Consider the following 22,396-nt stretch of genomic DNA (forward strand, 5'->3'; position numbering starts at 1 on the left):
ACTTACACTAAAGGGCATTAATTTTAACTCAAGCCTTGAAAACTCTACTCTCAAGTACAATATCAAAGATACTAGATTTATCTCAGTATCCTTGGTTAGTAACTGAAGACTAGTTCATAGCTAGTAGAGACTGACGGCATTTAAAATAGATCGCGGACGATCTGAGAACGAAGAGATTCCAAGCACATGATTACTAAGCTGCTGACAAAGGTAATTGGCAGTCGCAATGACAGAACACTGCGCCGCCTTAGAAAAATTGTAAAAGAAATTAATAACTACGAACCAACGTTTGAAGCACTTTCTGATGAAGAGCTAAAAGCAAAAACGGTTGAGTTTCGTGAGCGCTTAGATAAAGGTGAATCGTTAGATCAACTTCTACCTGAAGCTTTCGCTACGGTACGTGAAGCGTCTAAGCGTGTTTACGGCATGCGTCACTTTGACGTGCAAATGATTGGTGGCATGGTTCTAAATGCTGGCCAAATTGCAGAGATGCGTACTGGTGAAGGTAAGACACTTACTGCTACCCTACCAGCTTATCTAAACGCGCTACCAAGCAAAGGTGTTCACGTAATAACGGTGAACGATTACCTAGCGAAGCGTGATGCGGAAACAAACCGTCCATTATTTGAATTCCTTGGCATGACTGTTGGCGTGAATGTGGCAAACATGGCTCCGCCAGAGAAAAAAGAAGCGTACCAAGCGGATATCCTATACGGAACAAACAACGAGTTTGGTTTTGATTACCTGCGTGACAACATGGCTTTCCGTGCTGAAGACCGAGTTCAACGTGAGCGCTTCTTCGCAGTAGTCGATGAGGTTGACTCAATCTTAATTGATGAAGCTCGTACTCCGTTAATTATCTCTGGCCCAGCTGAAGATAGTTCTGACCTTTATACGCGCATTAACACTCTAATTCCTTCTCTAGAGCGTCAAGATAAAGAAGATTCAGAAGAGTACCGTGGTGAAGGTCACTACACCATGGACGAAAAATCAAAACAGGTTCACCTGACTGAAAACGGTCAAGAATTTGTAGAAGAACTAATGGTCAAAAACGGCTTGATGGAAGAGGGTGACACACTTTACTCTCCAACCAATATCAGCCTATTGCACCATGTGAATGCTGCGCTTCGTGCACACGTATTGTTTGAGAAAAACGTCGACTACATCGTTACTGAAGAAGGCGAAGTGGTTATCGTTGATGAACATACTGGTCGTACTATGCCAGGTCGTCGTTGGTCTGAAGGTTTACACCAAGCTGTTGAAGCTAAAGAAGGTGTGAAGATTCAAAATGAAAACCAAACGCTAGCATCGATTACATTCCAGAACTTCTTCCGACTGTACGAAAAACTGTCAGGCATGACAGGTACTGCTGATACTGAAGCTTTCGAGTTCCAGTCTATCTACGGCCTAGAAACGGTAGTTATCCCAACCAACAAGCCTATGGTTCGTAACGATATGCCAGATGTGGTTTATCGTACTGAAGAAGACAAGTTTAATGCGATCATTGAAGACATCAAAGACCGTGTTGCAGCTGGTCAGCCATCACTGGTTGGTACGGTTTCTATCGAGAAATCTGAACTGCTGTCTAACGCACTGAAAAAAGCAAAAATTAAGCACAACGTACTAAATGCTAAGTTCCACGAGATGGAAGCTGAGATCGTTGCGCAGGCTGGTATGCCGAGTGCGGTAACTATCGCAACTAACATGGCAGGTCGTGGTACCGATATCGTGTTAGGTGGTAGCTGGCAGGCACAAATTGAGAAGCTAGATAATCCAACGAAAGAGCAGATCGACAAGATCAAAGCTGACTGGAGAGTTGTCCACGATACAGTTCTTGAGTCAGGTGGTCTGCACATCATTGGTACTGAGCGTCATGAATCTCGCCGTATCGATAACCAGCTACGTGGTCGTTCTGGTCGTCAAGGTGATGCGGGTTCTTCTCGTTTCTACCTATCAATGGAAGATTCTCTACTACGTATCTTTACGTCTGATCGTATGGCTGGTCTTATCCAAAGTGGTATGGACGAAGGCGAAGCGATTGAATCTAAGATGCTGTCTCGCTCAATTGAAAAAGCTCAACGTAAAGTGGAAGGTCGTAACTTCGACATCCGTAAGCAGCTTCTTGAGTACGATGATGTAGCCAATGACCAACGTAAGGTTGTTTATGAGCTACGTGATGAACTGATGAGTTCTGATGACATCAGCGAGATGATCGAACACAACCGTGAAGATGTACTGGCGTCAGTCATTGATGAATACATCGCTCCTCAATCTCTTGAAGACATGTGGGATATCGCGGGTCTGCAAGATCGTCTGAAGAATGATTTCGACCTAGACTTTGATATTCAAGGTTGGTTAGACGAAGACGACAAGCTTTATGAAGAAGCATTGCGTGAGCGCATTCTTGGTATGGCGGTAGATTCGTACAAACAGAAAGAAGAAGTGGTTGGTGCTCAAGTACTGCGTAACTTCGAGAAGTCTGTGATGCTACAAACGCTAGATGGTCTTTGGAAAGAGCACTTGGCTGCGATGGATCACCTTCGTCAAGGTATCCACTTACGTGGTTATGCGCAGAAGAACCCGAAACAAGAGTACAAGCGTGAGTCGTTTGAACTGTTTGAAGGTCTACTCGATGTACTGAAAACAGACGTTGTGACCATCCTTTCTAAAGTTCGCGTTCAGCAACAAGAAGAAGTTGAAAAGATGGAAGCTCAACGTCAAGCTCAAGCTGAACAAGCGGCGCGTCGTGCACAAGCACAACATGCAACGGCTGAAAATCAGCTAGCTGACGATGAAGCGGATGCGGCATCTCCACAAACGGTAGTACGTGATGAGCGTAAAGTGGGTCGTAATGAACCATGCCCATGTGGAAGCGGTAAGAAGTATAAACAGTGTCACGGTAAAATTGACTAAGTTTGGTGAATCTTCGCTGTAACGGATAATTGCAGTGTCGGACGTGCTCACTTACTAACGGTATTCACTTACTAACGTAAGCTCCGCGCCTCCTCCTTGCACTCACCACGTCACAGCTTAGCTTCACACAAACTTATTGATAAAAAGAGTCGCTTAGGCGGCTCTTTTTGTATGTAAATTTCATGACTTATCTTTTTGTCGAAAGGAAAGTCGTCATTCCCTATAGCGAGGAGCGAGCGCAGTCGGGAATCTTGTTTGATAGTTTGGCTTAAGGTTGTTGTATTAGTTTCCCACCTCAGTCGTTACTCCTTCTGGAGGGTGACGAATTTAGGGGCAACGTAGGCCAAGCGTTTATTAAGGAACATCATCATATGAAAAGAATCCATATTGTCGCGGGCATTATCTTCAACCAAGATAAGTCACAGGTCTTTATCACTAAACGCCCAGACGACAAGCACAAAGGCGGTTTCTGGGAATTCCCTGGTGGTAAAGTAGAAGCGGGCGAAACCATTGAGCAAGCGATGGCTCGTGAACTTGATGAAGAGATTGGCATTAAGGTGACAGATCAGTCTCTGTTTGAGCACCTTGAATTTGATTACAGTGACAAGTCGCTTAAGTTTGATTTCATCCTTGTGACTGATTTCGAGCAACAGCCTTATGGTAAAGAAGGGCAACAAGGTGAATGGGTCGATCTTGAATCATTGAGCCAATACGCATTCCCTGAAGCGAATGTGCCAATTTTAGAGCGAGTAATAAAAGAGTTTTCGTAATTGCTAGCCTGAGTTTGAGATTGTTGTTAGTTTAAAGAGATTAATCGAATGAACGTTGCTGCGACAGATGAGCAGTAATGGTAACCAAAACAATGGAGATATTCGCAGTGGTAAGAATTGCAATTGCAGGAGCAGCTGGCCGTATGGGTCGTAACTTGGTGAAAGCCGCTCACCAAAATTCAGAAGCAAGCGTTGGCGCTGGTTCAGAGCGTCCAGAATCATCTTTGGTCGGTGTTGATGTTGGCGAGTTATGCGGTGAAGGTCGTTTTGATGTAGCTCTAGTTGATGACCTTTCGAAAGCGATTGAAGAGTTTGATGTGATCGTCGACTTTACCGCACCTGTGAGCACATTAGCGAATATTGAACTTTGTAAACGTCACGGTAAAAAACTGATCATCGGCACTACTGGTTTCTCTGAAGAAGAAAAGCAGGTCATCGATGCAGCATCAAAAGAGATGTCTATTGTAATGGCACCAAACTACAGCGTTGGTGTGAACCTAGTATTTAAGCTGCTAGAAAAGGCCGCTAAAGTGATGGGCGATTACTGTGATGTTGAAATCGTAGAGGCTCACCACCGTCATAAAGTCGATGCACCTTCTGGTACTGCGATTGGCATGGGCGAAGCGATAGCCGGAGCGATGGGCAACGAGCTAAATGATGTCGCTGTATGGTCACGCGAAGGCATTACGGGCGAGCGTACAAAAGATGAGATCGGTTTTGCGACCATTCGTGCCGGTGACATCATTGGTGAGCATACCGCTATGTTTGCTGATATTGGCGAGCGCGTTGAAATTACCCATAAAGCAACGGATAGAATGACCTTTGCCAATGGTGCGATCAAGGCGGCTGTTTGGCTAAATGACAAGCCAGCAGGCTTTTATACCATGACGGATGTCCTTGGTTTGAATGACCTGTAAATAGATATTTATGCGCTGGCAATTGCCGGCGCTTTCTTTATTTGGTGGCTTTTCCTTAATAATCTCTCTTCTACGATCTTCCTTCTACTTTCTTTTTATCGCCATTTTTTCTCTATTTTTGTGCTATTTATGCGGTCTTTAGTGTGTTTTTTGTTTTAGGTCTTTAAATTACTATGTTTTCTCTTGGTATTTATCGATTGCGTTTTGTTGCTGATATTTTTGGCACTCTATGGTTAGCTAAAATGACGGGTTAAAATTAGAAAATCGTAATATTCCTATTAATAGAGTATAAAAGTTGAACTTTTGAAGCTTTGATGGGGGAAATTGAATTAGTTCTTACAAATGTTTAATTTCTTTCTCGTTAAATGTTGACACGTATCACGCAGATCACTAGAATATCGCCAATTTGTCTAATTTCCATAAACACGCAGTTTTTGGTGTTACAGGAAGGTAGATTTGCAAATTAAATCAATTTTAATGCATTTTTATTTCTGGAGGTTGTCTTGAAGAAGTCAGCACTACTCGTCCTAGAAGATGGGACAGTATTTCACGGTGAAGCCATTGGCGCTGTAGGTTCTGCAGTTGGTGAAGTCGTTTTTAATACCTCGATGACGGGGTACCAAGAAATCCTCACTGATCCTTCCTATTCTCAACAAATCGTTACCCTTACTTACCCTCACATTGGCAATACCGGAACCAATTCCGAAGACGAAGAATCTTCTTCAATCCACGCTCAAGGCCTTGTGATTCGCGATCTCCCTCTAATCGCTTCTAACTTCCGTAATGAACAATCCCTTTCTGATTACCTTAAGTCGCAAAACGTTGTTGGTATCGCTGATATCGATACTCGTAAGCTGACGCGTATTCTTCGTGAAAAAGGCGCACAGAACGGTTGTATCGTAGCGGGTAACAATTTAGACGAAGCTTTGGCTCTAGCTAAAGCAAAAGAATTCCCTGGCCTGAAAGGTATGGACCTTGCGAAAGAAGTTACAACAAAAGAAGCGTATCAATGGAAACAAGGTTCGTGGACGCTTACGGGTGGACTTCCTGAAGCGAAAGCAGACTCTGAATTGCCATACCACGTTGTTGCTTATGACTTCGGTGCAAAACGAAACATCCTACGAATGCTTGTTGACCGCGGCTGCCGCCTAACGGTTGTTCCTGCTGAAACTTCAGCAGAAGAAGTACTCGCATTGAACCCAGACGGTGTTTTCCTTTCAAATGGCCCTGGTGACCCAGAACCATGTACTTACGCAATTGAAGCAACAAAAGTGTTTCTAGAAAAAGGTTTGCCAATCTTTGGTATCTGTCTAGGTCACCAGATTCTTGCTCTTGCGTCAGGCGCTAAGACAGTGAAGATGAAGTTTGGTCACCACGGTGCAAACCACCCGGTTAAAGATTTAGATCGTGATGTTGTGATGATTACTTCACAAAACCACGGCTTTGCTGCTGACGAAGATACGCTTCCAGAGACATTACGAGCGACTCATAAGTCTCTATTTGATGGTTCTCTACAAGGTATCCACCGTACAGACAAACCAGCATTTAGCTTCCAAGGTCACCCAGAAGCAAGCCCAGGTCCAGAAGATGCGGCACCGCTATTCGACCACTTCATTGAATTAATTAACCAGTCTGTTGCAAACAAACAAGACAAAGCGTAATCCGGAGTAGTAGATAATGCCAAAACGTACTGACATTAAAAGTGTTCTAATTCTAGGTGCTGGTCCGATTGTTATCGGTCAAGCATGTGAGTTTGATTACTCTGGTGCTCAAGCTTGTAAAGCACTTCGCGAAGAAGGTTACCGAGTTATTCTTGTAAACTCGAACCCAGCGACAATCATGACTGACCCAGACATGGCTGATGCGACTTACATCGAACCTATCCAATGGGAAGTGGTTCGTAACATCATCGCTAAAGAGAAGCCAGATGCAGTTCTACCGACAATGGGCGGCCAAACTGCACTTAACTGTGCGTTAGATTTAGAAAAATACGGCGTACTTGAAGAGTTCGGCGTAGAGATGATTGGCGCAACTGCTGACGCTATCGATAAAGCTGAAGACCGCTCTCGTTTTGATAAAGCAATGAAATCGATTGGTCTTGAGTGTCCAACGGCTGATACAGCGAAAACGATGGAAGAAGCTTACAAAGTTCAAGAAATGGTTGGTTTCCCTTGTATCATTCGTCCATCGTTTACGATGGGTGGTACAGGCGGTGGTATCGCTTACAACAAAGAAGAATTTGAAGAAATCTGTCGTCGTGGTTTGGACTTGTCTCCAACCAACGAACTTCTTATCGATGAATCACTTATCGGTTGGAAAGAGTACGAGATGGAAGTGGTTCGCGACAAGAACGACAACTGCATCATCGTATGTGCGATTGAAAACTTTGACCCAATGGGTATTCACACTGGTGACTCGATCACAGTGGCTCCGGCTCAAACGCTAACAGACAAAGAATACCAACTAATGCGTAACGCTTCTCTAGCGGTACTGCGTGAGATTGGTGTTGAAACGGGTGGTTCAAACGTACAGTTTGGTATCAACCCGAAAGATGGCCGTATGGTTATCATCGAGATGAACCCACGTGTATCTCGTTCTTCTGCACTTGCTTCTAAAGCAACAGGTTTCCCAATCGCTAAGATTGCAGCGAAACTGGCTGTTGGCTTTACGCTAGACGAGCTAATGAATGACATCACTGGCGGCGCAACGCCAGCATCATTCGAACCAACAATCGACTACGTAGTAACTAAGATTCCTCGTTTTAACTTCGAGAAATTTGCAGGTGCTAACGACCGTCTAACGACGCAAATGAAGTCGGTTGGTGAAGTTATGGCTATCGGCCGTAACCAGCAAGAATCTCTACAGAAAGCACTTCGCGGTCTAGAAGTTGGCGCAACTGGTTTCGACGAAATGGTCGACCTAGATGCACCTGATGCTCTAACGACGATTCGCCATGAGCTTAAAGAAGCCGGTTCTGACCGTATTTGGTACATCGCAGACGCTTTCCGTGCTGGTATGTCAGTTGATGGTGTATTCAACCTAACGCAAATTGACCGTTGGTTCCTCGTTCAAATCGAAGACATCGTAAAACTAGAGCAAGAACTTAAAGCGAAAGGCTTTGCTGGGCTGAATAAAGACGAACTAATGAAGCTTAAGCGTAAAGGTTTTGCTGATGCTCGCCTGTCTAAGATTCTAGGTGTGGCAGAAAGTGAAATTCGTCGTCTACGTGACCAATACGATATTCACCCAGTCTATAAGCGTGTAGATACGTGTGCGGCTGAGTTCTCTTCTGATACGGCTTACATGTACTCATCTTACGATGACGAATGTGAATCGAACCCAACAGACAAAGAGAAAATCATGATCTTAGGCGGCGGTCCAAACCGTATCGGCCAAGGTATTGAATTCGATTACTGTTGTGTACACGCATCTTTAGCACTACGTGAAGATGGCTACGAAACAATCATGGTTAACTGTAACCCTGAGACAGTTTCGACAGACTACGATACGTCTGACCGTCTGTACTTCGAACCAGTAACTCTGGAAGACGTACTAGCAATCGTTCGTGTTGAGAAGCCAAAAGGCGTTATCGTTCAGTACGGTGGTCAAACACCACTGAAACTGGCTCGTGAGCTTGAAGCTGCTGGCGTACCAATCATTGGTACTAGCCCAGACGCAATCGACCGTGCAGAAGACCGTGAGCGTTTCCAAGTTGCTGTTGACCGTCTTGGTCTTCTACAACCAGAAAACGCGACAGTAACAACAATGGAGCAAGCGGTAGAAAAATCTCGCGAAATCGGCTTCCCATTGGTTGTTCGTCCTTCTTATGTTCTTGGTGGTCGTGCGATGGAAATCGTATACGACGAGCAAGATTTACGTCGCTACTTCAACGAAGCTGTAAGTGTTTCAAACGAATCTCCAGTACTACTTGATAGCTTCCTAGATGATGCAATTGAAGTAGACGTTGATGCGATTTGTGACGGTGAGCGCGTTGTTATTGCGGGTATTATGGAGCATATCGAGCAAGCAGGTGTTCACTCAGGTGACTCAGCATGTTCTCTTCCTGCTTACACGCTAAGCCAAGAAATCCAAGACGTAATGCGTGAGCAAGTTGAAAAGCTAGCGTTCGAGTTGGGTGTTCGTGGTCTAATGAATACGCAGTTTGCTGTTAAGAACAACGAAGTATACCTAATCGAGGTTAACCCTCGAGCAGCACGTACAGTACCGTTCGTATCGAAAGCAACAGGCGCAGCAGTCGCTAAGATTGCAGCTCGTGTTATGGCGGGTCAATCGCTAGAGTCTCAAGGCTTTACGAAAGAAATCATCCCACCATACTACTCAGTGAAAGAAGTTGTTCTTCCGTTCAACAAATTCCCTGGTGTTGACCCACTATTAGGCCCAGAAATGCGCTCTACTGGTGAAGTTATGGGTGTTGGTGCAACGTTTGCTGAAGCATACTCTAAAGCTGAATTGGGTTGTGGCAACATCTACCCAGAAGGCGGCCGTGCACTTCTTTCTGTTCGTGAAGGCGACAAAGAGCGCGTTGTTGACCTAGCATCTAAGCTATCTAAGCTTGGTTACCAGCTAGACGCAACACACGGTACTGCAGTTATCCTTGGCGAAGCGGGTATTAACCCACGTCTAGTCAACAAGGTACACGAAGGTCGTCCTCACATTCTTGACCGTATCAAGAACAACGAGTACACGTACATCGTGAACACTGCGGCTGGCCGTCAAGCGATTGAAGATTCGAAAGTTCTTCGTCGTGGCGCGTTGGCTGAGAAAGTGAACTACACGACGACGCTAAATGCTGCATTTGCGACTTGTATGGCGCACACTGCAGACGCGAAAACGTCAGTAACTTCAGTTCAAGAACTGCACGCACAGGTTAAAGCTTCTCTAGCTTAATTGACTAACGTGTATCGCTGTTAAGCGGATATAAATGCTCAAAGCCCACTCTTCGGAGTGGGCTTTTTTATGCCTGTCATCTGGTGAAAATCTGGTAATGGCTAAATGATGAAAATTTGGAATAGGTTACAATCTTGTGTTTCGTTGTTGATTGTTTGCTCACGGTGGTAAGTTGTCGCTACACGAGAATTTAAGGTGTTGGGTATATGGAAATCACTCTAGAAATATTGGCTATCTTGTTTGTTGTTGCAACGGCGGCAGGCTTTATTGATGCAATGGCTGGCGGCGGTGGATTGTTGACTCTACCTGCATTGCTAGCGGCAGGAGTACCACCAACGCAGGCATTGGCCACCAACAAACTTCAAAGTTCTTTTGGTAGTTTCTCCGCCAGTTGGTATTTCGTACGCAACGGTATCGTGAACATAAAAGAGATGCGTCTTGCCATTCTCTGTACCTTTATTGGTTCTGCGATTGGCGCTGAGTTAGTGCAGCATATTGACGCAAGTTTGCTGACCAGCATGATCCCCTTACTACTTATCGCCATCTCTCTCTATTTCCTATTAGCACCCCAAACCAGAGCGTCTGAAGGTAAGCAAAAGATGTCTGAAGCCGTGTTTGCTTTGTGCATTGGTGGCGGTGTTGGTTTCTACGATGGCTTCTTTGGCCCAGGAACGGGTTCTATTTTTACCGTCTGTTTTGTTGCTATCGGCCATTTCTCTTTAGTGGATGCAACAGCACGTACTAAGGTTCTTAACTTTACCTCGAATATAGCCGCATTGATCTTCTTTATTTTGGCTGGCTTGCCAATTTGGGAGTTGGGATTAGTGATGGCAGTTGGTGGCTTTATGGGCGCTCAACTTGGCGCTAAAGTAGTGGTGACAAAAGGGCAGAAGTGGATTCGCCCCCTTGTGATCGTGATGTCTATGTTAATGGCATCTAAACTGCTTTGGGAACAGCATCAACAATGGATTCTATCAGTATTTTAACCCTTGGAGACTGATAGCTATTTGGTCTCACACATATATGAATCGGTCGAATTAACCCCTCTAACTCCGGAAAGCTAAATAGGTATTGAGGCTCAATATTGAGTGTCTTTACGATCGAGAGCGGGATCAAAGCGGGCCCTGTCCCACCCAATGCTAGCTGGGCTGCTGCAGTGTAAGCATCCATCTCCATCAAGGGTTTGATGCCGAACTTTTCGAGCACAGATAACTGATACGAGTTTGCCGGATTGGTCATGTCGTTAGTGATAACCATTGGAGGAAGCTCCGTTAACGGCGACTTACTCACGATGTAAAAAGGCTCATCAAACAGGTGGAATGTCATCAAGCCATGATGCGGTGGCAGTAAGCCAGCACACAACCCTAAGGTCGCCTTGCCAGATTGCACTCGCTCTATGATTCTTGGGGTATGGTTCGTGGTAATGGTGATGTATTTATCTTGCTGGATAAATTTCCCCATCATTTCACCTAGATAACCTGCGATCAGCGACTTAGAGCTATCTAAGGTGATGAGGGTGGTGTCTTCCAACTCTTGCTGCTCATAAATAAGACCACGAAGCTCATTGAATGCAGGGCCGATACTCTCGATTAATGCAATCGCATCTGGCGTCAGTTTGATCTGTCGGCCACTCGGTTCTATGAGTTTCTTGCCTAACTTCTTTTCTAAATTAGCAATCCGTTTGCTGACCGCTGATTGGCTGATATAAAGCAAACTGCCGGTGCGGCTCATGGTTTTTGCTTTACTTAAAACCAGTAGAGTTTCGATTCCTTCGAGGAGCATAGGGTTATATTCATGAAAGTTGGGAATGATTAAACCAAGTTACCTCAAACGCCATTCATTCTCTAGTCTGAGCTCATAGATATCAGACAAGCTAGGGGTTTTGACGTTAGCTCGTCAATTATCTAGTTAGGTTTCCTTAACTAGACTCGCGATGCGTTGGCCAAAATAGAAAGCGGTTTTAAGATCATTACTATTGATGTGATTATTGGTGCTCTCAACCGTCTGATCATCACTGGCGACCAAACCAATACTTGAACCTGTGCGATTCAAACCTAAATCATCAATATGCTTTGAGATATCAAGCCCTGCCCAAATCATGCCATGCTGACAAGCCAGAGTGAAAAAGCTCAGTAGGGTTTGCTGTTGTTCACCGTTAAGGCTACCACCAGTGGTGAAACCTGCAGCGAGCTTATTTCGCCATGCTTTTTTACAGTAGGTATCACTGCTCGCATCCATAAAGCTCTTAAATTGAGCCGCTGGTGAGCCCATGTAGGTTGGCGCGCCAAAAATAATCGCATCACAATTGTCTAATGCGCTGAGTTTATCGTCATTGTCATATCTTCCTTCGACTATTTCAGAAGAGAGCACCTCGATGAGCAGTGCTGAGTTAGATTGTTGAGTGTTAATGCCTTCAGCGATTGTCTCTGCGACTTGCTTAGTCGCTCCATTCTTAGAGAAGAAAACAATGCCCACGTTATTGATACTCATCTTGAACTCCCTATTGGCAGACTATATTAGTAAATAAAACAATTTATAAAGATATTTATTTACTAATATAGCCTGTTAACTAGGTAAGTAAACAAAAAGCATTACTAACTAACTAACTAACTAACTAACTAACTAACTAACTAACTAACTAACAAGCTAAGAGCTATGAACTAACAAGCTAACTAAATTGAGTGTCAGGAAAAAAGGGGGATCTTTGAAGGGGGAAATTGAGGGGATAAGTAATTTGAAAGCGAATTAAAAAAGGCTCCTTTGCGGAGCCTCTTAGTCATCGTTCTATCTATTTGATAGCGAAGGTTGGCAATGACAAGTGCCAGCGAATAGCGCCAAGCCTAATTAATAGTGTTGTGAACACACCGGCTAAAAATGCGGTTTCTGAATCGTGCCCCATGAGAATCGCCATGGTATGGAAAGCACCACCAATGATACAAGCCGTGGCGTAGACTTCACTTCTTAGGATCATTGGAACTTCACGAGCAAGTACGTCACGGATAATGCCGCCACCGCAGCCTGTGATAACCCCCATGATAATAGCAACCAATGCAGAGTCTTGATAATTCAGCGCTTTTTCAACACCAATGCCAACAAATACCGCTAAGCCGATCGCATCACATACTGGCAGGATCCACCAAGCCAGACGCTTTGGACGTCTTACTATAATCATGGTCAGCAAACAGGTGGTGATGATGACCCAAAGGTAGGTGGTATCGGTGATCCAAAACACGGGAGTTGCACCCAGTGCCATGTCACGAATCGTACCGCCGCCAATCGCGGTTACGCTACCTAAAACGGCGACACCAAAGGGATCCATCTTAAGACGGCCCGCGACAAATACGCCTGAGACAGCAAAAATGGCAGTGCCAAATAAATCGATAATATAAAGCAGCATGGAGTCCATGATACTGGTGCTCTTATAGTTAAAATTGTAGGGACAGGTCGGTGGCGAATTGTACGAAAAAACGCAGCAAATAGTTAGTGATTTTGCCTAGCTCTATCGAAGAAATCGCATACTTGTTGGATCGCTTTCAAAGTTCTTGTCGTCGGGCGATTAATCCAGTCAGAGTTGAGTGACCAAATCTGATTTTGAGCGACTGCCGGGATCTCATCTTCCCAAGTTTGCCACATGGTTCCATTCTCAATTGCATGCTGAGAAGTGAAGATCACTTGCGGTTTCCTTAATACAACTTGTTCAATACCAACTTGCGGATAAGGGGAAGCACTGTCTTCGAAAATATTCTGGCCGCCACAAAATTCAAACACCTCACTTGGCCAGTGCCCTTGAGCGACGGTGATGATCGGCTTTTCACTTAGCTGATAAAAGTAGTTTACTGGTTCGGCATCTTTATATTTTAGCCTCAATGCGTTGAGTTGTTCTTTGTATTGCTTGGCATTGTTTTCCCCAATACTCGGATCACTTGAGTACTGGCTGAGTTGTTCAATATTGGTCGCAATGCTGTCTAGGCTTTTGGTTTTCGAGTAGTAAATATTAAACCCAAATTGCTCTAGTTTCGCGAGTTCTCTGGGCGGGTTTCCCGCTGGCCACGCAAGAATCAAATCAGGTTGCAGTGCGATGATCTTCTCAACCTTGATGCCTTGATAGTTTGCCACTTTTTCAAGCTGGTCTGCTTGTGGTGGGTAATCACTCCGCTCACTTACCGCAACAAGGTTATCACCTAAACCAGCACTGTATGCGAGTTCAGTGGCGTGAGGAGCAAGGCTTACTACGCGTTGAGCTGGCTGTACTTTTTCTGGAGTCAGCGATGTTTCTTCCGCAAATGATAAAGGCAGCCATAAGCTGGAAGACAAAAGAGTAAGGCTTGTAACAAGTGCTGAAGGTTTCACTCTAAATCCCTTGGTGAACAAATAGTAAGATTAGGCTTTGTAAAAATATCCAGATAGCAATACGACCAAACAGCAGCTTCTGAACCTGAGATAGATGCAGAGCTGATGGGGCGATTCTGCCCCCCAATTTTGCGCGAATGGCTTTGGTGTTGTTGTAAATAGCAGGGCCACCCAATGATAATTCCAGCTTGTTGCCAACGGCCGTGATCAACCATGCAGGCCCGGGCAGTGGCCAAGAACGGCTCTGGGTAAGCATCATCTTAAATGTGTGCGTTGCTTTATCACCACATACGATCATCAAAGCAAACAGACGCATCGGTATGAATTCTAGAATAGCGACGATCTTGATAGCCGTTGAGCCGAACGGAGAAAATTGCTTACGACTTGGCGACCAAGCTCGAGCTAACTCGACAACAAGGCGATACATTAAAGCCGCAATTCCACCACCAATGGCGTACCAGAATAAAACACATACCACATTGCGAGCGTAACCCATGATGATGGTTTCAGCAGCGGCTTTGCCAAGCCCAAGTGATGACAGTGATTCGGTTTGACGATTTACAACCGGAGCCAGTACCTGACGAGCAGCAGCTTTATCTTCTCGACCAAGCGCTTTGATCAGCTGATTTGCTAGCTTTTCATTATTGCGCCAATCAATCGCCAGTAATAACAGCGCTAATTCAAACAGTTGAGATTGCCAAACCAATGGTTGCAGTGCCAATAGAATTATCAGAGTCGGCAGTACCATTACGCCCCAGGCTAATGTGCCCGAGATTAAGCTTTGGGAATAGTTTTGGTTGTTATTAACCTTGCTTGCTAAAAGCTCAGCAAACTTATGCCATAAGGTCGTAGGGTGTGCGGCATGGGGGATAGGTAAAATCAAATGAAAAAGCAGTGCTCCCCACATTACAAGGAGCACGCCATTTGCAAATACCTGATCAAACAGTGTTTGCATGTCTAGTCGCTTACTTTAGTAGGGCAACCATCTTGATAACCATTTCTGAAGAGCTTTGTGCTGCTAGTGGCAGGAACTCTTCGAAGCTCATTGGTGATTCTTTGTCTGCAACGTCAGAGATTGCACGAACAACCACGAATGGTACTTGGAATTGGTGACAAGCTTGAGCGATAGCAGATGCTTCCATCTCTACAGCAACGACCGATGGGAAGTGCTTGCGGATGAACTCTTGGCGTTCTGCTGTGCAAACAAATGCGTCGCCAGTACAGATAAGACCGCGAACGGCGTGCTTATCTTCCATTTGTGCTAGTGCTTGTTCAGCAACAGCCATCAGTTTGTCGTCCGCTTTGAACGCTGCAGGTTGACCTGCCATTTGGCCGATTTCGTAACCGAAAGCTGTAACATCTGCATCGTGGTGACGAACTTCAGTTGAGATAACCACATCGCCAAGGTTCAGTGTTGAATCAAAACCGCCAGCAGAGCCCGTGTTTAGTACTACGTCTGGCTGGTATTCGCTTAGTAGGATTGAAGTACCCACTGCAGCGGCTACTTTACCAATGCCTGATTGAAGCAAAACAACGTCAACACCATTTATCTGACCAGAGAAAAAGGTACAACCGCCTTTATTAACTTCAGTAATGTCTGAAATTGCTGCCTTTAGGATCGCAACTTCTTGCTCCATTGCGCCAATGATGCCGATTTTCATGTGTAGTCTCTTAATAAATAATATTTAAACAGTAGAGCGAAATTGTAGCATGGATAAGAAGTGTCGAGCGACTGCCCAGAGGCACTTCTCATCCGAATAGCAGCGATTTATCTGCGTATTCTTTTATCTATTTGATCAGGCCTTCGCTTTTTAAGCTAGCGCGAAGTTGTTCAGCACGCTTTCGGTTTACGCCAAAATCAGAGTGACCAGTACGAGACTCTGAACGCACGATCAGTTTGCCATCAGTGATCTTAAGCTCTAAGTCATCGACAAAGCGCATGATGCGAGAAGTGCATTCAACACGCAGGTAATCTTCTGTTTTACTCGCGGTTTTCGATCCCGGTAAGGTTAGCGCAACCTGCTCAATGGCATCTAAGTTTGCTGAATCTGATAACTCAAACGCGGCCAATGTATGCTGTTCACGGTCATCTTGAGTTGATACGCAGTTTGGTTTGTCTCCACAAGGTGATGAAGTTCTGTCTTTCATGTCCGTGATTCCTTGGCTGCAAGCGGTTAAAGTCAAAAGAGATAGAGAAAGGAGAGCGGCTTTTTTCATAGTGTTTCCTATGGCGTTGTTTTAGTTTTAATTCTAGTTATCGGTATTGGCTTGTTTGCGATTGTTTTACGAATTTTCGATATGCTTGTGATAAACGTATCTAATTCAAAAAAGGATCCATCATTGGATCCTTTTTTTATAGTAACGAGCTGAGTAATAAAGGAAACCTTATATTAGTCACACTTCTAGGTAGTCCAAGATCCCTTCTGCGGCTTTACGGCCTTCATCGATAGCGGTCACTACTAAGTCAGATCCTCGAACCGCATCACCACCTGCAAAGATCTTGCTGTTGGTGGTTTGGTATTGAAATTCTTGTTTGCCGGGTGCCTTGATGCGACCCCATTGATCAAGCTCTACACCAAATGGTTCTAGCCATTCCATTGCATGAGGTTGGAAACCAAACGCCATGATCACAGCATCGGCTTCAAGAACATGCTCACTGCCTTCTACGGGTTCAGGACGACGGCGCCCTGCGTCATCGGGTTCACCCAAGGCTGTTTTCACCACTTTTACGCCAGTCACATGACCGGATGAATCGGTTTCCAGTGCTAATGGTTGAAGGTTGAACATGAACTTCACGCCTTCCTCTTTTGCATTTTTCACCTCACGGCGAGAGCCCGGCATGTTTGCTTCATCTCGGCGATAAGCACAAACAACATTAGCAGCGTGTTGACGAATCGACGTCCGGACACAGTCCATCGCGGTATCACCGCCACCAAGCACAACCACTTTTTTGCCCTTCATGTCGATGAATGGCGTTGGGTTATCCAGATCCATGACCTTGTAGGTGTTGGAAACAAGAAATGGTAGGGCATCATAAACGCCCGGTGCTTCTTCGTTGTCTAACCCAGCGCGCATGTTTTTATAAGTACCGACCCCTAAGAAAACAGCATCATAGTCATCGACAAGTTGTTGTAGTTGAACGTCTTTACCGACTTCGGTATTCATCTTAAATTCAACGCCCATCCCACTAAAGATACGGCGACGGTTTTCCATGATGCCTTTCTCGAGTTTGAACGATGGGATACCAAACGTTAGCAGGCCACCGATCTCAGGGTAGCGGTCAAATACCACGGCCTTCACCCCGTTTCGAACTAAGATATCAGCTGCAGCAAGACCTGCGGGGCCAGCGCCAATGATCGCGACCTTTTTGTCGGTCCATTCAACGTGAGACATGTCTGGTTTCCAGCCCATCTCAAACGCTTTGTCATTGATGTATTTTTCAATGTTGCCGATGGTTACTGCGCCGAAATCGTCGTTGAGGGTACAAGAGCCTTCACATAGACGATCTTGAGGACAAACTCGTCCGCAAACCTCAGGCAAGCTGTTGGTTTGATGGGACAGTTCAGCCGCTTCGATAATGCGCCCCTCATTGGCAAGTTTGAGCCATTGAGGGATGTAGTTATGGACTGGGCACTTCCATTCACAGTAGGGGTTACCACAGTCTAAACAGCGGTCGGCTTGTGCCTTAGCTTGTTGCTTCGTGAAAGGTTCGTAGATCTCTACAAACTCAATCTTACGTATCTTGATTGGTTTCTTCGCTGGGTCTACGCGATTCACATCAATAAATTGGTATACATTCTGGCTCATGATTGGCTCCTTCCAATTATTGCGCTTGAACACGAAGTTCAGCAGAGCTGCGGCTTTGGTGACCGAGCAAGGTGTTGAGATCCGCCGTCTTCGGCTTCACTAGGTAGAACTTTGGAATCCATTCATCAAAGTTCGCCAGAATAGCTTCAGCGTGTACTGAGCCAGTCTCTTCTAAGTGTTCTGCAATTAAGCCACGCAGATGTTCTTGGTGGATAAATAGGTCAGACAGAGAAAGTGCCTCGACCGACTCGTTATTAACTCGACCTTGGAAGTCCTCGTTCTTATCCATCACATAAGCGAAACCACCTGTCATACCGGCGCCGAAGTTCACTCCAGTTGCGCCAAGAATCGCTACAATACCGCCTGTCATGTATTCACAAGCGTTGTCGCCTGCGCCTTCAATCACGGCAACAGTACCTGAGTTACGCACGCCAAATCGCTCGCCTGCGGTACCCGCTGCAAATAGTTTGCCTCCAGTCGCTCCATATAAGCAGGTGTTACCAATGATGGTCGCCTCGTTACAAACAAAGGCTGTGCCTTGGTGAGGTTTGATAACCACCTTACCGCCCGCCATGCCTTTGCCGACATAGTCATTGGCATCACCCGTCAGATACAGCTCAACGCCGCCAGCGTTCCAAACCGCAAAGGATTGGCCTGCTGTGCCATCGAGATACAACTTAATTGGTGACCCCGCCATGCCTTGGTTACCGTAGCGTTTCGCTATTTCGCCAGAGATACGAGCGCCAATCGAGCGATCGGTGTTGATTACGTTGTAGTAAAGGCTGGTGGATTGACGTTTCTCAATCGCATCAATGGCATCATCAAGGATCTGTTGGTTGAGTTGCGCTTTATCAAATGGTGCGTTTGGCTCGGTCCAAAACAGTGGGTGACCTTCTGGAGATACCGGAGCTTCGAGTATTGAAGAGAGATCGAGTTTACTCTGTTTCGCCGTCAGGCCTTGAACGGCTTCAAGTAGATCCGTGCGACCAATCAGGTCTGTGAGCTTTTCGACTCCAAGTTCTGCAAGGTACTGGCGAACTTCGTCGGCTAGGCCGGTAAAGTAGTTCACTACCATGTCAGGCAGGCCTTTGAAGTATTCACGGCGTAGTGTTTCATCTTGAGTCGCCACACCCGTTGCACAGTTGTTTAGGTGACAAATTCGTAAGAACTTACAACCCATCGCGACCATTGGCGCGGTACCAAAACCAAAGCTTTCAGCACCGAGAATCGCGCCCTTGATAACATCGAGTCCGGTTTTTAAACCCCCATCGACTTGCAAGCGGATCTTATGGCGTAGGCCGTTGGCGACTAGTGCTTGTTGAGTCTCCGCTAAGCCAAGCTCCCAAGGACAACCTGCGTATTTTACCGAAGTCAGCGGGCTTGCCGCGGTACCACCGTCGTAACCGGAGATCGTAATCAGGTCGGCATAGGCTTTCGCTACACCAGTAGCAATGGTGCCCACACCCGGTTCTGATACTAACTTCACTGAAACCAAGGCTTTAGGGTTCACTTGCTTAAGGTCGAAAATAAGCTGCGCCAGATCCTCTATAGAATAAATATCGTGATGCGGAGGAGGGGAGATCAGTGTTACCCCTTGAACTGAGTATCTCAGTTTGGCGATTTCTGCGGTGACTTTATGCCCCGGCAGTTGGCCACCTTCGCCCGGCTTCGCACCTTGTGCGACTTTGATTTGCAGAACATCCGCATTGGTTAAGTAATGTGGTGTCACACCAAAACGGCCGGAAGCTATCTGCTTGATACGAGAATTACGATCAGTACCAAAGCGTCGTGGATCTTCACCACCTTCACCAGAGTTGGAGTAGCCTCCTAATCGGTTCATCGCCATGGCCAGTGCTTCATGAGCTTCAGGGCTTAAGGCACCAATCGACATCGCTGCAGAGTCGAAGCGTTTAAAGAGATCGCTACTTGGCTCGACTTGTTCTAGTGGCAGAGGTTGATCGGCTTTTTTGAGGCTCATTAAGTCGCGCAGCATAGCAGCAGGACGAGCATTAACTTGCTTCGCAAAAGATTGATAATCTGATGTTTCTCCTGTCTTTACGGCGGTTTGTAAGGTACTGACTACGTCTGGGTTGTAGGCGTGGTATTCACCGCCATGTACGTATTTGAGCAAGCCACCATGTTCCAGTGGTTTACGTTTAGTCCATGCTTTACGAGATAGGTTATAGATATCTTGTTGGAAGTCGCTAAAGCTAGCGCCTTGGATACGAGTCGTTACGCCTCGGAAACACAAGTCAACGACATCGGTATGCAAACCGACCGCCTCAAATAATTGCGAGCAGCGATAAGAAGCAATCGTCGAGATACCCATCTTCGACATGATCTTATACAGACCTTTGTTGATGCCGTTTTGGTAATTTTGTAATGCAGTGCGATAGTCTTTATTTAATGAACCGTCGTCCAACATTTTGCCCAATGCTTCATAAGCGAGATATGGATAAACTGCGGTTGCACCGAAGCCAAGCAGAACTGCAAATTGGTGCGGGTCACGTGCGGTTGCAGTCTCAACCACGATGTTAGCATCACAACGTAGGTTGTTGTCAGCAAGTCTGGTTTGCACCGCACCGACAGCCATCGCTGCTGGAACCGGGAGCTTGCCTTTCTCTAAGTGTTTGTCTGAAAGTACAATCAAAACAGCACCATTACGGACCTCTTGCACCGCACGATCACACAAGTCATTAATGGCTTGTTCGAGATCTTTATCAGCAGGATCATAGTGCATGCTAAGAATCGCGTGGCCATAGTGTTTTTGATTTAACTGCAGAAGTTGCTGCATGTCAGAGTAGACCAGAACGGGCGAATTAAATGTCACACGGTAGGCGTGACCGTCGGTTTCGCAGAACACGTTCATCTCTTGGCCGATACTGGTGGCTAAAGACATAACATGCTTTTCACGCAGTGGATCAATCGGTGGGTTGGTGACCTGTGCAAACATTTGACGGAAATAGTCAGTGACGAGACGCTCTTTCGAAGACAGTACAGCCATCGGCGTATCATCGCCCATCGAGCCGACCGCTTCCTGTCCCATATCACCGAGTACGCGCAGTACTTGGTCTGATTCTTCGTTACTCATCGCAAATTGTTTTTGATAAGTCTTTAGTGTGTCATCGCCAAAGCTACGCTTACCGACTTGATCATCTGACAATTCGGAAAACGGTGTTAATTTGTGAACGTTCTTTTCCATCCACTCTTTATAAGGGTGTCGACCTTTCAGATCATTGTCGATCTCATTAGATTGCCACAGTTTACCGCGGCGCGTATCTATGACGAGTAGTTCACCCGGGCCGACACGCCCTTTCTCTGCCACTTCGTCTGGCGCGTAATTCCAGATGCCCACTTCAGAGGCCAGCGTGATCAGGTTGTCTTTGGTAATCACATAACGCGCAGGGCGTAAGCCGTTTCTATCTAGGTTACACGCAGCGTAACGACCGTCAGAAAGGACGATACCTGCAGGGCCATCCCACGGTTCCATGTGCTTAGAGTTGAAGTCGTAGAATGCACGTAGATCGGGATCCATGTCTGGGTGGTTTTGCCAAGCGGGCGGCACGAGCATACGCATCGCTCGGAATACATCCATACCCCCAGCAAGGAACAGGTCGAGCATGTTATCTAGGCTTGATGAATCTGAGCCTGTCTCATTCACAAAGGGTGCGGCCGTTTGTAAATCGGGCAGCAGTGGTGAAGAGAATTTATAGGCACGAGCTTTAGCCCACTGACGGTTACCTTCGATGGTATTGATCTCACCATTGTGCGCCAAATAGCGGAATGGCTGAGCCAGTGGCCAACGCGGCTGAGTATTGGTAGAGAAGCGCTGGTGGAACAGGCATATCGCCGATTCCATACGTAAGTCAGCAAGATCGAGGTAAAATCGCGGAAGATCGGCGGGCATACACAAGCCTTTGTAGACCATGACTTGAGTCGACAGGCTACAAATATAGAAATCTTTGTCTTCGGTGATCTGCTTTTCAATTCGACGACGAGCGATATAAAGGCGTCGTTCAATATCACGTTCACGCCAACCCGCAGGGGCCGAGATAAACACTTGTTGAATATTGGGAACAGAATCTTTGGCGATTGGGCCTAAAACATCGGTGTTGGTTGGCACAACACGCCAGCCAGCTACGGTTAAAGTCTCTTGAGCGAGCTCTTTATTGACGATGTCTTGCGCCGATTGCGCTTTGATTGGGTCTTGGCTGAAAAAAATCATGCCGACAGCGTATTGCTTGCCGAGCTTGAAGTTATTCTCTTCAGCAATAATTCTGAGATAAGAGTCGGGCTTCTGTAGCAATAAGCCACAGCCATCTCCGGTTTTACCATCCGCAGCGATACCACCACGGTGTGTCATGCGATCGAGGGCTGAAATAGCAGTTCGTACCAACTTATGACTCGGTTGGCCTTCCATTTGCGCTATTAAACCAAATCCACAGTTGTCTTTTTCAAGACTAGGATCATATAGAGCCATTGCAATTCTCCCTTTTGCTTCTCTGTCATCCAGACAGTAAATGACTAACTATTCATATACTTGTTATTTTTTATAAGCTTATAGTTTGTCTTTAGCTAGTTAAAACGTTATTGGTTGTGTTAACAAAACCGATTGGTTTTATTTTCACCAGCTTTACAACGTATAGCTAATTGTGTTTAAGGTCAAGTTCATGGTTAATTATCATGCGTAAACGCGATTAACCACGTAATAATCTAAAATAGTAGAGTGAT

The 22,396-nt window shown here is 45.8% G+C and carries 15 protein-coding genes; 6 read left to right on the forward strand and 9 right to left on the reverse strand.

The annotated features are described in order from the left end of the window. Positions 1 to 186 precede the first annotated feature (186 nt). From secA to AC3CIA_RS02305, 6 genes are all read left to right on the forward strand, one after another. Positions 187 to 2,913, forward strand: a complete 2,727-nt coding sequence (gene secA, locus AC3CIA_RS02280) for a preprotein translocase subunit SecA (protein WP_017077687.1) — start codon at positions 187 to 189, stop codon at positions 2,911 to 2,913. 371 nt (positions 2,914 to 3,284) lie between these two features. Continuing rightward, complete coding sequence (gene mutT, locus AC3CIA_RS02285) at positions 3,285 to 3,683, forward strand: 8-oxo-dGTP diphosphatase MutT (RefSeq protein WP_017084773.1); 399 nt, start codon at positions 3,285 to 3,287, stop codon at positions 3,681 to 3,683. Positions 3,684 to 3,775: 92 nt separating this feature from the next. Continuing rightward, the gene (dapB, locus tag AC3CIA_RS02290) at positions 3,776 to 4,600 is read left to right on the forward strand and encodes a 4-hydroxy-tetrahydrodipicolinate reductase (protein WP_081009011.1); all 825 of its coding nucleotides are present in this window, start codon (positions 3,776 to 3,778) and stop codon (positions 4,598 to 4,600) included. Between the two features lie 503 nt (positions 4,601 to 5,103). After that, complete coding sequence (carA, locus tag AC3CIA_RS02295; RefSeq protein WP_017072829.1) at positions 5,104 to 6,261, forward strand: glutamine-hydrolyzing carbamoyl-phosphate synthase small subunit; 1,158 nt, start codon at positions 5,104 to 5,106, stop codon at positions 6,259 to 6,261. A gap of 16 nt (positions 6,262 to 6,277) precedes the next feature. Further along, entirely contained in the window at positions 6,278 to 9,508 is a 3,231-nt protein-coding gene (carB, locus tag AC3CIA_RS02300) for a carbamoyl-phosphate synthase large subunit (protein ID WP_017077692.1), read from the forward strand. 206 nt (positions 9,509 to 9,714) lie between these two features. Continuing rightward, complete coding sequence (locus AC3CIA_RS02305; protein WP_017080245.1) at positions 9,715 to 10,494, forward strand: TSUP family transporter; 780 nt, start codon at positions 9,715 to 9,717, stop codon at positions 10,492 to 10,494. Here the strand turns inward: AC3CIA_RS02305 and AC3CIA_RS02310 are convergent. The 9 genes from AC3CIA_RS02310 to gltB all read right to left on the reverse strand — a co-directional run bounded on the left by AC3CIA_RS02310 (position 10,445) and on the right by gltB (position 22,145). Continuing rightward, the gene (locus tag AC3CIA_RS02310) at positions 10,445 to 11,290 is read right to left on the reverse strand and encodes a LysR family transcriptional regulator (protein ID WP_017102972.1); all 846 of its coding nucleotides are present in this window, start codon (positions 11,288 to 11,290) and stop codon (positions 10,445 to 10,447) included. The two genes, AC3CIA_RS02305 and AC3CIA_RS02310, sit on opposite strands and share 50 nt — an antisense overlap. 126 nt (positions 11,291 to 11,416) lie before the next feature. Next, positions 11,417 to 11,998, reverse strand: coding sequence for a flavodoxin family protein (locus AC3CIA_RS02315; protein WP_488518459.1), 582 nt, complete (start codon positions 11,996 to 11,998; stop codon positions 11,417 to 11,419). A 298-nt stretch (positions 11,999 to 12,296) separates the two neighbouring features. Continuing rightward, positions 12,297 to 12,914 carry a TRIC cation channel family protein gene (locus AC3CIA_RS02320; RefSeq protein WP_004734978.1) on the reverse strand — a complete coding sequence of 206 codons (618 nt, stop codon included), beginning with the start codon at positions 12,912 to 12,914 and terminating at the stop codon, positions 12,297 to 12,299. 74 nt (positions 12,915 to 12,988) lie between these two features. Then, positions 12,989 to 13,858 (reverse strand): vitamin B12 ABC transporter substrate-binding protein BtuF, encoded by an 870-nt coding sequence (btuF, locus tag AC3CIA_RS02325; protein ID WP_017090518.1) that lies wholly within the window; start codon positions 13,856 to 13,858, stop codon positions 12,989 to 12,991. Position 13,859: 1 nt separating this feature from the next. Then, positions 13,860 to 14,813, reverse strand: a complete 954-nt coding sequence (locus AC3CIA_RS02330) for a cobalamin biosynthesis family protein (protein WP_017095759.1) — start codon at positions 14,811 to 14,813, stop codon at positions 13,860 to 13,862. Between the two features lie 10 nt (positions 14,814 to 14,823). Next, positions 14,824 to 15,519 carry a 5'-methylthioadenosine/S-adenosylhomocysteine nucleosidase gene (gene mtnN, locus AC3CIA_RS02335; RefSeq protein WP_017090520.1) on the reverse strand — a complete coding sequence of 232 codons (696 nt, stop codon included), beginning with the start codon at positions 15,517 to 15,519 and terminating at the stop codon, positions 14,824 to 14,826. Between the two features lie 127 nt (positions 15,520 to 15,646). Further along, positions 15,647 to 16,075, reverse strand: coding sequence for a DUF1499 domain-containing protein (locus AC3CIA_RS02340; RefSeq protein WP_065207238.1), 429 nt, complete (start codon positions 16,073 to 16,075; stop codon positions 15,647 to 15,649). A 177-nt stretch (positions 16,076 to 16,252) separates the two neighbouring features. Beyond that, positions 16,253 to 17,665, reverse strand: coding sequence for an FAD-dependent oxidoreductase (locus AC3CIA_RS02345; RefSeq protein WP_102567297.1), 1,413 nt, complete (start codon positions 17,663 to 17,665; stop codon positions 16,253 to 16,255). Between the two features lie 16 nt (positions 17,666 to 17,681). After that, on the reverse strand, positions 17,682 to 22,145 hold the full coding sequence (gene gltB, locus AC3CIA_RS02350; RefSeq protein ID WP_488518460.1) for a glutamate synthase large subunit: 4,464 nt from the start codon (positions 22,143 to 22,145) through the stop codon (positions 17,682 to 17,684). Positions 22,146 to 22,396 lie beyond the last annotated feature (251 nt).

This window comes from Vibrio sp. QJM3NY_27 (assembly GCF_057785955.1).